Origin of the sequence: Myxococcus sp. RHSTA-1-4 (genome assembly GCF_020037125.1) — a bacterium.
Taxonomy (GTDB): Bacteria; Myxococcota; Myxococcia; order Myxococcales; family Myxococcaceae; genus Myxococcus.
On the sequence record NZ_JAIQDG010000049.1, the window covers coordinates 1 to 12,973 of the forward strand.

7 protein-coding genes are annotated in these 12,973 nt (G+C 71.5%); all 7 read right to left on the reverse strand.

Annotated features, from left to right (window positions below):
* Nucleotides 1-283 (reverse strand): hypothetical protein (locus K8638_RS40555; protein ID WP_223760131.1); only part of this gene is annotated, 283 nt, incomplete at its 3' end.
* 61 nt (nt 284-344) lie between these two features.
* Entirely contained in the window at nt 345-950 is a 606-nt protein-coding gene (locus K8638_RS40560; protein WP_223760132.1) for a cytochrome-c peroxidase, read from the reverse strand.
* Between the two features lie 165 nt (nt 951-1,115).
* On the reverse strand, nt 1,116-1,631 hold the full coding sequence (locus K8638_RS40565) for a hypothetical protein (RefSeq protein ID WP_223760133.1): 516 nt from the start codon (nt 1,629-1,631) through the stop codon (nt 1,116-1,118).
* Nucleotides 1,632-1,647: 16 nt separating this feature from the next.
* Nucleotides 1,648-4,725, reverse strand: a complete 3,078-nt coding sequence (locus tag K8638_RS40570; RefSeq protein WP_223760134.1) for a POTRA domain-containing protein — start codon at nt 4,723-4,725, stop codon at nt 1,648-1,650.
* Nucleotides 4,726-4,745: 20 nt separating this feature from the next.
* On the reverse strand, nt 4,746-8,678 hold the full coding sequence (locus K8638_RS40575; RefSeq protein WP_223760135.1) for a translocation/assembly module TamB domain-containing protein: 3,933 nt from the start codon (nt 8,676-8,678) through the stop codon (nt 4,746-4,748).
* Nucleotides 8,679-8,683: 5 nt separating this feature from the next.
* Nucleotides 8,684-9,628 (reverse strand): ExeA family protein, encoded by a 945-nt coding sequence (locus tag K8638_RS40580; protein WP_223760136.1) that lies wholly within the window; start codon nt 9,626-9,628, stop codon nt 8,684-8,686.
* 33 nt (nt 9,629-9,661) lie between these two features.
* Nucleotides 9,662-12,811, reverse strand: coding sequence for a tetratricopeptide repeat protein (locus K8638_RS40585; RefSeq protein WP_223760137.1), 3,150 nt, complete (start codon nt 12,809-12,811; stop codon nt 9,662-9,664).
* Nucleotides 12,812-12,973 lie beyond the last annotated feature (162 nt).

Consider the following 12,973-nt stretch of genomic DNA (forward strand, 5'->3'; position numbering starts at 1 on the left):
GCGCGTGGGCCAGGCCCTGCGCGAGAGGCTCGGATGCGGCTCCCTCCCGCTGAAGCTCCGCCGCGGCCGAGGGCTTCTCCCCCGCGCCACCGCCAAGCAGCAGCCAGCGCCCGTCGGACAGCCGCGTCACGCTCTGCCCCGTCTCCGCTTTGGGGCTCTCCTCCGTCAGCGCCTGTACCGCCTCGCTCGAAACCTCGGCGAAGGGGACCTCCTCCGTGCAGCCCGCAAGGGCCGCCAGCAGCAGGATGCAGGTGGCAACCTTCAAACTCTTGGCTCGAGGCATGACGCTCCTCGTTGGAATGGTGGTTGGGGTCTTGAATGGTTCGCGGGCAGTCATCGGGTGTTCACCTGGCTGTCAGCAGGCTCAAGGGATGGAAAAGGCCGCGGCCGGCCTGCCCGAGGGCAATGCCAGACTCGTCAGCGCGTGGAGGAGCTCGACGAGGTCGGCCCCGCTCGGCGGGCGTCAGGTCGCCCACCCGCAGCCCCTCACTGGACCGGTAGTACAGTTCGCGCTCGACGGATTCGGCCAGCGTGGCGACGCTGCCATCGTGCATGCAGGGGGCCGTCACGGCCACGTTGCACAGCGAATGCGTGGTGAGTGGGTCGAGCACCAGCTCCTTCAAAGAGCCACGCCGCCCGTCCCAGAACAACTCTCGAGCACGGCCTGCGCCAATCAGACTCGGCGCATTACGGGTTCCCGCCCGACCATACACGTCAGGTGTCACGGGCTGGCTGTCAGCGAATGCCGCCTCGGGCCGGTGACAGGTGGCGCAAGCCACCGTCCCATCGGCACTCAAGCAGGTATCGAAGAAGAGCGCCTCACCCAGGGCGGCAGAGGCGCGCACATCAGGGAGGGAGCCTCGCCCCTCCGCCACTGCCATCGCCGGCACGAGGAGCGCGATGCCAGCCCACACCACGGCCTGAAACAGACGCCGCGCGCGGACAGACACCCCTCCGTTGTCCTGGACGGACCCCGTCCATCCCTGCACTTGCTACTGCTCCTACCGGCCCGCCAGTTGTCTGACTATTTCAAAAATGGACAAGCAGACACGCAAGGTCAAGTCTTTTCTGACTGCTGGACTGGACGGCGCAAGAGAGTGACGCCGGCCTCGGGCTCACGGGTACGTGTCCACCACCTGGATGACACCGGTGTTGTCCTGCACGACGGAGAAGCCCTTCATCGGGCTCGGGTAGGCAATCAGCCCCTCGCCGTCCCTGTCCCAGCGCGAGTCCAACAGGATTCCGCAGAAGGGCACCGAGCCGCCGCCGCTCTCTGGCAGGAAGATGCGATCATACCGCCCGAACACCCGGTGCTTCGTCACGTACAGGCGCCCGCCGATGCGCGCCCCGGGCAGCTTCTTCTCCCCCTCGCCCCGGGGCAGTGCAATCACGAAGCTGTAGTTGTACCGGGCCGGCCCCGGGTGGTCCTGGATGGCGTCCACGATGACGGGGACCTTGTCCCCCGGCTTCAGCCCCAGCCGCTCCATCTGCAACAGGGCCCCGCGCGGGCACGCGCCCTCCGGCGGCATCCACTTCGGACGCTCCGGCTTCGCATCCGCCTCTTGCGTGTGCCGGCAGCCCGCCACCAGGGACAGCACCAGCAGCCCCGCCATCCACCCGGACCCGCGCATGCGCTCTTCCGCCTCCTCAGAACGTGCCGATGCTGAAGTGGAACTGCGTGGTCGCCTCGTTCACCGTCTCGTCCGGGTCCAGGTTGAAGCCCACGTCGAAGGCCAGCGGGCCCACCGGCGTCACGTACCGCAGGCCCGCGCCCGCCGCGTACCGCAGCCGCTCCGGGTCGAAGCGCGTCCGGTCCAGCCACAGGTTGCCCGCCTCGAAGAACAGCCCCAGGTCCACGGACGTCAGCGCCGGCAGCCGCAGTTCCGCCTTGCCCAGCGTGAACAACTCACCGCCCTGGCTCGCCGGCACCTGCCCCGCCAGCACCGCCTTCAGCTCCTCCGAGCACCCCGCCGGCGTAATCAACGCCTGGCAGTCCCGCAGCCGCTGGTGCAGCGCCCCGCGCACGTCCTCCGGCAGCACCCCGTCCTCGCGGAAGCCCCGCAGGCTCGACGAGCCCCCCAGGTAGAACAGCTTCGAGCCGATGGCCTGCGCCCCCTCCTCCAGCGGGATGATGGTCCCCGCGCGCGCCGACAGCGCCACGCTCGCCCGCCGCCCCAGGGGAATGTAGCCACTCAGGTTGCTCGACAGCTTCACCCCGTCAATCGGGTACCCCGCCACGCGGTTGCCCGCCACGTCCGTGGGCTTCACGCTCAACCCGCGGGTGAACTCCGCGCTGGAGATGAACACCACGCCCCTGCGCGGATTCGCCGGGTCGTCCCGGAAGTCCAGCGTGAGCGAGGGCCGCAGCGAGTGCAGCGCGAAGTCGCCGAACGGGTAGCGCAGCCGCTCCTGGTCCGCGCGGTTCAACAACTCCAGCACGCCCGCGCGCGAGCGCAGCCGGTTGTTCTCCACTTCGTAGGACAGCGACAGGTTGAGCCACGAGGCCGCCACCCAGTCCAGCGCCGCCGCCGCGGCGAACCGCGTGGACACATACGAGGGCCGGTGCACGCGCTCGCCAATCAGGTCCACGCGCGCGCCCACCTCCAGGGGCAGCAGGAAGTACAGCCGGGGCTGCGCCAGCGCCAGGTTGCCGCGCCCGCCCAGCCCGCTCAGCCCCTGCAACTCCGCGTCACAGCCCGGCGCCAGCGCACCGTCCGGGCCTCGCTGGCTGCAGGCGATGCGCCGGTTCTCCGACAGCGCCTCCGCGCTCCAGCCCGCGTAGTTCACCTTCCCGCGCGCCAGCAGACTCAAGCCCAGCCCGTCCATGTTGCGGTACGCCGTGTCCAGCGAGATTCGCGGACCGTCCACCAGGAAGTAGCCGCCGGACACCTCGCCATCCAGCCGGGGCCGCTCCTGCACCGTCACCAGCACGTCCTTCGTCGCCTCGCGCCGCGTGGGGTCCGTCAGCGACACCTCCACCTGCCGGAACACGCCCAGCCGCGCCAGGCGCCGCTGGCCCTCCGTCAGCTCGTCCACCGAGACGGGCCTGCCCTCCTCCAGGGCCAGGTTCGCCATCACCAGGTCCGGGTCCGTGCGCGTCAGCCCCTGCACCAGAATCTTGCCCAACCGCACCTGCGGCCCGGAGTCCGCGCGGAACACCACCGTCGCCGCCTGCCCCTCCCCGTCCACGCCCGTCTCCGTGGTGGCCCGCGCGAAGAGGTAGCCCGACTGCGCCAGCACCTGCTCCAGCGACTGCCGCGCCGCCTCCACCTTCTCGAAGCTCAGGGGCTGGCCCCGGCGCACCTTCAGGGCCACCGGAAGCAGGGACACCTCCTTCGGCACGCCCTCGAAGCGCACCTCCGACACGAGCGCCCGCGGCCCCTCCTCCACTTCGAAGTCCGCCACCGCCGTGTGGCCCGCCACGTCCACCGTCAACCCGCGGAACGAGACGGCCGCCGACAGGTAGCCCTGCTCGCGGTACGCCTCGTTCATCGCGTCCACCGCCTCCAGCCACGCGTCCTCCACGTACACCGTGGACGGGTCCGGCGGCGGCGGCGGCTCCGCCACCTCGGGGCCGTGGCGCCCCTCCACGTTCAGCGGGTCGTCCAGCATGCGCAGGTCCAGCTCCGGCCGCACCTCGCCCGCCCGCACCCGCTCCGTCAGCAGCGCGCGCAGCGCCTCCGAGGACAGCCCCTGGTTGCCGTGGAAGCGCACCTCCGTCACCCGCAGCGGGTGCCCCTCCTCCACGTCGAAGGCCAGCGCGGCCAGCGCTCCGTCCTTCCGCATCACCTCGCGCGGGCGCACGCGCGCGTCGTGGAAGCCGCGGCGGCGGTAGAAGGCCTCCACCCGCCGCGCCAGCCGGCCCGCCACCACCTCGTCCAGCGCCTCCGCCGCGTCGTGCGCCAGCACCCGCTCCAGCAGCGCCGGCGGGAAGCGGCGGTTGCCGTGGAAGCGCACCGTGTATCGCGGCCCCGCCGACAGCGGCACCGCCACCGTGGCCGCGCTCCCCTCCACCAGCACCACCGGCGTGCCCACCTGCGCGCGCCAGTGCCCCGCCTCGCGCAGCAGCGTGCGCAGCCGCTCCAGCCCCTCGTCCAGACGCGCCCGGTTGAACACCGCGCCGGGCCGCATCTCCAGCACCTCCAGCAGCCGTGGCAGGGGCAGGCCGGGGCTCCCGGAGAACGTCACGCCCCGCACCCGCGTGGGCACGCCCTCATCCACGAGGAGCGTCACCGCCACCCCGTCCGTCACAGGCTCCTGCCGCGCCGTCACCTTCGTCGAGTCGTAGCCCCGGCGCTGGTACGCCTGGAGCACGGAGGACACCGCCCCCTCCAGCTCCTCCGCGTCCAGCGGTCCTCCCTCGAGGAGGCCACTCGCGTCGATGAGCTCTCCCTCGCTCAGCTCCTGGTTGCCCTCGAAGCGCAGCCGCGCCAGCCGGGCCACGGGCGTGAGCTGGAACACCAGCCTCACGCCGCCGGGCACCTCCACCGTGCGCGCCACCACGTCCGTGAAGCGCCCCGTGGCCCACAGCCGCTCCACCGAGCGCCGCACCGCGCCCGGCGACAGCGTCTGCCCCTTGCGCACCGCCACCAGCCCGCTCAGGCCCTGCGCGTCCGCGCCGCCCGGCAGGTGCAGCTCCACCGCCACGATGTTCGGACGGGCCTCGCCGGCACCCTCGGACTGCGCCGCCGCCGCGCGCGCCAGGAGGACGCACAGCAGCGCCACCCATGCCCTGACGGCGCGGGCTACTCGACCTCCCAGCTCAGCTTCAGCTCGAGCCCGAGGTTGCCAAACGAGGCTTCGCTGTTCTCGTTGTCCCACTGGGCCTGAGCGGAGAGTCGGTCGTCGAAGCGGTACTCGGCGCGCGCCCGCGTGCCGCGTCCGCTCACCGGTTGAGTCATGCTGATCTTAAGCTGCTCGCTCAGGAACTTCGACTCCAGTTGTGCGGTGGGCTCCGCCTGCCGCGTGGCGTCGTTGTAGGTGGTCGCAATCTGGAGGGACAAATCCCGCAACACCGGGTTGCTGGGAAGAAACCGCTGGAGCTGCCGATCGAGCCCCGACACGTTGAAGAGGGCCTCGGCCGCCAGGCCGGCGCTCGCCGTGGCCGCCGTGTCCCGGTCCGACGAGGTGAAGCCCAGGGTGAGCAGGGAGACGATGTCCCCCTCCACCAGCGCCGGCTCCGAGGAGAGCTGGATGCGCGGGTCCGCCGGCTTGCCGAAGGCGTGCAGCCGCACCAGGTACTCGCGCACCTGCGTCTGGGCCTGGACCTCGAAAATGGGGTCGATGCCGGTGGCATCCTGGAACTCGAGCTGGCCCTGGCTGATGGTGAAGGGGTTGTTGCGGAAGAACGCCTGGCTTCCCTCCGCCAGCTCCACCCGCCCCAGCAGGCCCGGCCGCAGGTCCGTGCCCGTCAGCCGCACGTCGCCCAGCAGGCGGGCCTTCGCCAGGTTGTTGTCCACCCGGACGTCACCGAAGTGCACGTTCACATCCCAGATGACCCAGGGCTTCGCGACCTCCCCCGAGGCGGACGTCGTCGAGGCCGAGGGCGGAGGCGTGGTGCGCTTCTGCAGCGACTTGAGCAGCGACTCCACGTCCAGCGCCTTCTGGTAGCGCATCTTGACGATGTCCAGCCCGCCCGTGACGGTGAAGCCCCGGGGCGGGCCAATCACCTGGAGCAGGCCGGAGAACGTGGCGGGCAGGTCCTCCGTGAGGCGGTAGGGCACCTCGTCGAGCTGCACCGTGAGGCCCAGCCGCCGCGGAAGGAAGCGCTCCAGCCGCACGTCCCCGCGCGCGGACACGCGCCCCTCGTTGAGCTGCCCCTGCAGGTGCTCCAGCAGCACCCGCTGGCCCGTCATCTCCAGGCGCCCGGACATGTTGCGCACGTTGACGGGCCAGTCGCGCAGCGCCAGCCGCAAGTCGAGCAGCTCCGCGGTGCCCACCACGGACGGCGACTCCAGCGTGCCACTGGCCTCCGCGTCCACGGTGACGCGGCCGGTGGCGCGCTCCACCATGGAGGGCAGCAGCGACTCCAGCACGCGCACGTCCCACCCGCCCCGCAGCGTGACGGCCATCCCGCGAGGGCTCATCCACCCGCCCAGCGACAGGTCCACGTGCGGGCCCGTGAAGCGGAAGGGCTGCACGTCCACGCGGCCTCCCGCGTAGGCGAGGACGATGGGGCCCGCGTTCTCCCCGCGCAGGTCGTCGCGCGACAGCACCAGCCGGTCCACGGTGGCGTTCACCTGCGAGCCGGCGGGCTCCAGCAGCAGGCCCTTCGCGCTCAGCGTGCCGGAGAGCGCCCCGGAGACGCCCGCCCACAGCGGCCCCGAGGGCAGCAGCGGACGGATTTCCGGCAGCGCCAGCGAGCCCTGCGCCTCGTAGGGCCAGTTGTCCTGGACCTTGATGTGGATGCGGCCGTTGGCGTCCTGGAAGGGGTGGCCCCACACGTCGAAGTCACGGCCCACCATGCGCCCCGTGAGGTCCATGGGGCCGAGGTTGCGGTCGGCGAAGGTGACGCGCGGGGCCTTCAGCGTGGCGTCCACCACGGGCACGTCGGCGGTGCCGGACACCACGCCGTCCATCACCATCGTCCCCTCGATGCCCATCTCCCTGGCCAGCTCCGGCCCCACCACCTCGCCCAGCGACAGGCCGTCGCCGCCGAAGCGGTAGTCCAGCCCACCCGCGAAGGTGAAGGTGCCGTCCGCCCACGTGCGCCCCAGCGGCCCCTTCAGCACGGTGCGCTCCAGCACCATCGCCTTGCCGTCCACGAAGCGCAGGCGCAGGGCCCCGTCGCCCATGCGGCGCCCGAGGTACGTGGTGTCCTTCACGTCGAAGGCCACCAGCCCCTCCAGCTTCTCCACCGGGCTGTCCACCTCCACCCGTCCCGTGGCCGTGCCGCCCAGCGTCCCCCGCATCACCCCCAGCGCCGGGCTCAGCCCCGCGATGACGTCCACCAGGTCCTCGGTGCGTCCCTGCGGGACGTTCGCCTCCAGGCGCAGGCCGAGCAGCCGCCCGAAGGACACGCCCGCCTTGCCGTAGTACTGCGTGCGCCCCTTCTGGCCGGTGAAGGCGGGGAAGGCCAGCACTCCATCCGAGTAGCCCAGCTTCCCCTGCAGCACGCCCAGCGAGAGGTTCCAGAAGACGAAGTCACGCATGGACAGGCCCGCCTCCACCTTCACCTCCGAGGCGGGGCCGGTAATCGAGTACGTCGCGCTCCCCCGCCCCGCCCACTGCAGGCCGGCGATGTGGCCGAAGTCGCCGAGGTCCAGGTCGCCGTGGCCGTGGATGTCCAGCCCCAGCCCGTCGCCGATGAGCAGCGCCACGTCGCCAGACACGCGGGAGCGGCCGGACTCCGCGGTGATGTGGTTGAAGGACACGCGGTCCGGCTGAATCTTCACCTGCGCCTGGGCGCGGCCCTTGTCGAACTCCAGGATGGTGAGCCCCTCCGGCTCCGGCGCGTCGAACGCGCGCGTGGCCAGCACGAAGCGGCCGGTGCGCAGGTCCAGCGGGCCGGCCAGGGAGAAGCGCGGCAGCAGGTTGCCGGAGAGCTGCGCGTCCAGCGTGGCCGGGAAGTCCACCCAGGAGCCGTCCACGCCCGCCCGGTCGAGGATGCGCCCCAGCGACGCGTTCTCCGTCGACAGCGTCACCTCGAGCGGGAAGTTCGGCGTCAGCCCCAGCCGGCCGGTGGCGTGCACCTTCCCCGCGCCCACCGGAATCACCACGTCCTCCACCCGCACCTCGTCACCCGAGTACGACAGGCGCGCGGTCAGGTCCGTGGGGCCGAACCTGTCGTAGCCCAGCCCGCTGCCGGACAGCTCCAGCGACACCGCGGGCGACGCCGGCTTGCCGGCGATGGACACGCGAGACCAGAGGTGGCCCGTGGCCGGCTTCGGCACCAGGCGCGCCTGGGACAGCGTGCGCAGCGGGAGGAACACCTGCGCGTCCAGCGCCAGGTTCGGGTCGCACAGCGACTCCACGCGGCCGGACACGGTGGTGGTGATGTCGTCCAGCGACACCTCCGCGCGCTCCAGCTCCAGCAGCGCCTCGTCCGGGTCCACCGCGCCCGCCACCGCGAGCTGCCCCAGCGTCAGCTCCCGCCCGTCCGGCCCCAGCCGCACCAGCCCGCGCCGCGCCTCCACGTCCAGCTCGATGACGCCCCAGCGCTCCGCCCAGCGCAGGTCCAGCTCGCCCACCTCCACGCGCCGGCCCTCCGGCAGCGCCAGCCGCAGCTCCGCGCCGGTGATGTCCAGCCGCGACACGCGCAGCCGCTCCAGCGGGTCCAGGAAGCAGCCCTGTGCCTTCTTCCCCGGGTCCGCCGGCGGCTGGGACAAATCCAGCGTCACGCGGGGACGCGAGGCCCGCACCAGCGCCAGCGTCAGCCGTCCGCTGAGCGGCCGGAGGAAGCCGAGCTGCACCTCCGCCGTGTCCGCCGCCACCAGCGGCGTGTCCGTGCCCGGCAGGAAGAGGGAGAAGCCGTGCACCAGCACACGCGAGCCCAGCGGGTCCAGCTCGCACCGGCCGATGCCCACGTCCAGCCCCAGCACGTCCGGCAGGTGCCGCCGCGTCAGCGTGCAGGCCAGGTCCCACGTCGCCTGCATGCGCAACAGCAGGATGCTCCCCGACAGGACGAGGAGCAGCGCCAGCAGCGCCCTGCGCGCACCGTTGCGACCGTGAGAGGCCAAAGCCGCTACAGCTTACCCAGCCCTTCGAGGTAGCGGTCGATCTCCGCCAGGTCCACCTTGCTGCTGGCCGTCCGGGGCAGCGCCGTGACGGAGGCGCCCGCTCGCTCGCCTGCTTCCCCGGCGGGCGAGTTCACCCCCTGGAGGCCCAGGTTCTTCCCGATGCGGTGCACCAGGTCCGCGGAGACGGTGTCCTGCCGCGCGAGGAACGCCTCGAAGAGGGCGTTGTCGCACAGGGTGTTGATGACGCGGGGCGAGCCGGAGGAGTGCTCGTGCACCGCCAGCAGCGCCTCCGGGGTGAAGGGCATGCGCGGGCACCCGGCCAGCCGGAGGCGGTGCTTGACGTACGCCTCCGTGGACTCGGCGGTGAAGGGCTCCAGCTTGTAGCGCATGGCCACCCGCTGCGCGAGCGGCGGGTCCAGCTTCAGGTTCTTCTCTATCTCCGGCAGCCCGAAGAAGACGAAGGAGATGAGCTTGCGCTCCGGCACCTCCAGGTTCAGCAGCCCCCGGAACTCCTCCATCAGCTCACGCGTCTCCAGCATCTGCGCCTCGTCGATGAGGACGACGGCCTTCTTGCCGGACTCGTAGATTTGCAGGAGCCGCTGGTAGAGCTGCGACAGGAGCGCCAGCTTCTCCTGCGCCGGGTTCTCCACGCCGAGCTGCAGGGCAATGCGCCGCAGCAGCCAGTTGGCGGTGATGCCGGAGTGGATGATGACCAGCAGCGCGGCCTCGTACTCGGACTCGGGCAGCGAGTCGAGCATGCGGCGCGCCAGCGTCGTCTTGCCCGCGCCGATGTCACCGACGAGGATGGACAGGCCCTTCATGTAGCTCACCGCGTGCATCAGCCGGGTGAGCGCCTGCGAGTGCTGCGCGGAGTTGTAATAGAAGCGGCTGACCGGAGCGTTGGAGAACGGCTCCTGGGTCAACTCGAAGAAGTCCAGGTACGTAGTCATGGGCTCGCCGGACCTCGCGGGGGGGACAACGGACTAAAGGTAGCCGACCTTGCGCGCCTTGGACGCGCCTGCGGCCGGCATCGGGGTGGGCGTCACGGCGGCCGCGGGGGCGGCACCCGCCTTCACGCCATTCGCGTGGGTGGGGAGCGGGTCGTCCTCCGGCTCCACGGAAGCGGACAGGCGGGACACCTGCGCCGCCACGTCGCGGTACTTCGCGTCCGTCCCGGCCACGCGCTGGTAGTGGAAGAGCGCCTTGCCCGGCTCGCCCAGCGCCTCGTAGGCCGCCGCCAGCTCGAAGCCGAGCGCCTTGGTCTGCTCGGCCGTGGCCTGCGTGCTGCCCAGCCCCTCGCGGAAGGCCGCAACCGCCGCCGCGGCGTCGCCGCGCTGGAGCTGGAGCATGCCCGTCATGGTGAGGCAGTCCAGCTCGCGCTTCGTGCCCATGCAGCCCTGGCGGGCCACGTCGAACTCGTGGAGCGCGTCGTCCAGCAGGCCCATTTCCTTGTAGGCGATGCCGAGGTCGTAGTGCGTGTCCACGTCCTCGGGCTTCACCACCTTGGCCAGGCCCTTCTTGAACTCGGAGAAGACCTCCTCCACCGAGTACTGGAAGTCCTCCTCCGCCGCGGGCGAGGACGCCGGGTCGTCGCTCAGGTTGTCGATTTCCCCGGCCAGCTCCGCCGCCAGGTCGAACGCGTCACGCTCGCCGGCCGCATCCGCGTCCACCACGGGCTGCACGGACGGCACGGCCACCGGCTCCGCGGGCTCGGCCTCCGCGGCCTCGCCACCACCACCGGCCTCCAGCGCCTCCAGGCGCTCCATCAGCTCGGCGGCGCGCGCGTGGCCCGGGAAGGCAATCATCACCGTCTCGAGGATTTCGCGCGCCTCCTCCAGCAGGCCCTGGTCGAGGAAGAACGACGCCTCGTCGCACTCCTCCGACGCCGGCTCCTCCTCGGGCGCGGCCTCGGCGGCAGGCGCCTCCTCGGGCTCCTCCACCGGCGCGGCGGCGGGCTCGGGCTCCGCCTCCACGGCGGGCTCGTCGTCCGCGAGCGCCACGACGGCGTGCGAGGCGGTGGGCTCCTCGTACTCCAGCGGGTCGCCCAGGGCGGTGACCTCGGCCTCGGGCTCCTCCTCCACCAGCATGGAGGCATCCAGCGGGGCCAGCCCCACGCGCGTGGGCATGTCGTCCACGTCCAGCGGCGGAGCCTCGTACTCCAGCGAGGTCGCGGGCTCGTCCTCGAGCGCGGGCACCTCGTGGGTGTCCGGCGCGGCCTCCTGCAGCAGCGCCCGCGTGGGCGCGCGAATCATCGTGGGCGGCGGCGCGTCCTCGTCCCCGAGCGACAGCGTCTCCATGGACGTGGCCGTGGCCTCGTCCACCAGCGTCTCGTCCTCCAGCGAGTAGGCCGCCGTGTCCTCCGGCGCCACCAGCGGCTCGTCGTCCGCCAGCCCCAGGCCGGGCTCGTCCGTCAGCACCAGCCCGTCGTCCTCGGCCACCAGCGTCTCGTCCGACAGCGACGCCGCCGCCAGGTCCTCCGGCGCGGGCGTGCTGTCGTACACGTCGTGCTCACCGGAGGTGATGGCCTCGCCGACCAGCGCCTCCTCGCTGACGACGGCCGCGTCGCCGTCCTCGTCGATGACCTCGTCCGAGTCGCTGGAGGGCAGCGTGGTCAGCGCCAGCTCGTCCCCCGGCGGGTGCAGGAGCGCGTCCTCGGGCGGAGGGGCGACGAGGATTTCGTCGTCGCTGGAGTCCACCAGGATGGCGTCCTCCCCCACCGACTCCACCACCGCCACCGTCGGCGCCGCGACCACCGGGCCGTCCACGCGCAGCACGGACAGGAACGCCGGCACCTCGGGGTGCGCCGGGTTCTCCTGGAGGATGGTGGCCAGGTACGGCTGCGCGCGCTGCGAGTCCGCCGCGCGCGTGCACAGCCGCAGCACGTTCAGCAGCTGCTCCGACGCCTGGGCCGCGTTCCCGGACGCGACGTAGATCTGGTACGCCTTCTCATGGGCGTCCAGGTTCTCCGGGTCCACCGAGAAGACCTTGCGCAGGTGCTCCAGCGCTTTGTCGTGGAGCCCGTACTTCACATAGACGTCCGTCTCCGTGAGCAGCTTGGAGAGCTGCTCGCGGCCCATGCCGCCCTGGGGCGCCGCCGGAGCGGGCGGGGGCGCGGGGGGCGCGGGCTGGACGGGCGTGGCGTGGGTGGGCGCGGGCTGCTGGAACGCGGGCTGCGGACCGCTCCTCGATGTGGGCGGAGGTTGCGGGGCCGCCGGAGCGGGCTGCTGGAAGGCCGCCGGAGCCGGAGCGGGCGCGCGGCGCGCGAGCAGGTCCGGGTCCTGCGGGTCCAGCACTTCAATCTGCGTCCAGACGGCCTCGGCCTCGGTGAGACGGCCGCGCTCCTGGTGGATCTTCGCCAGCTCCTTGTAGACGGACACCGTCTTGGAGGTCTGCCCCAGCCCCTGGAACGCCTGGGCCAGCAGCGTGAGCGTCTCCACGTCGCGGCCGTCCGCCTTGAAGCACACCTGCAGCTTCGCCAGCGCGCGCTTCTGGTCGCCGCGCTGCAGGTAGGAGACCGCCAGCTCCTTGGCCAGCGGGAGGTTGTCCGGCTCCAGCGAGGACAGGCGCTCCGCGACACGGAGCCAGTCGTCCGCGCGGGCATTGCGCTTGAGGTACTCGGCGGCCCGCTTGAACTCCTGGGCGGCCTCGCGCGCCATTCCCTCGCGCGCGTACAGCTCGGCCAGCTTGATCTTCGACGCCACGTTCTCGGGGTCGAGATCCACCATCTTCTTCAAGGTATCGAGCGACGCCTTGGTGTCGCCGGCCTTGTCGTAGTGGTTGGCGACAATCTGGAAGTAGGCCATCGCCTCGGACATCAGTCCGAGCTGCTGGTGCAACTCCGCCAGCTTGAGGTTCACCTCCAGCAGGTTCGGATTGAGCTTGAGGACCTGCTTGTAGAGGGCGACCGCCTTGAGGAAGAAGCCGTCGGAGGAGTAGCTCTCCGCGACCTTGGTGAAGAAGTGCGCCGCCTGCGCGTTGTCGTTCTTCTTCTGGTACAGCTCCCCCATCTTCTGGAGGACCCGGATGTCCTTCGGATCGACCTCCAGGACCTTCTGGTACTCCTTGATGGCCTTGTCGTAGGCGCCCTTCGCGACGAGCTTCGCGGCGGCTTCGATGATCTTGTTCTTGTCCATCGAGCGGTGGGCTTCTTCCAGCAGGCCGAAACCCCTTGAACTACGCGGGGTTCCATCCTCAATAGCGGGGAGTGTCGGAGGCTAACGGAAAGCTCCGACGCGGGTCAAGAAACAGCCCGGCTCCCCCCGGTGCCAGATCACCTGCTCGCGCGCTCTCCCCAC

What these genes read in the sequence shown, in the direction of transcription:
- K8638_RS40580 (WP_223760136.1), bottom strand. Translation starts at nt 9,628, where the DNA reads ATGACTACGTACCTGGACTTCTTCGAGTTGACCCAGGAGCCGTTCTCC.
- K8638_RS40585 (WP_223760137.1), bottom strand. Translation starts at nt 12,811, where the DNA reads ATGGACAAGAACAAGATCATCGAAGCCGCCGCGAAGCTCGTCGCGAAG.
- K8638_RS40565 (WP_223760133.1), bottom strand. Translation starts at nt 1,631, where the DNA reads ATGCGCGGGTCCGGGTGGATGGCGGGGCTGCTGGTGCTGTCCCTGGTG.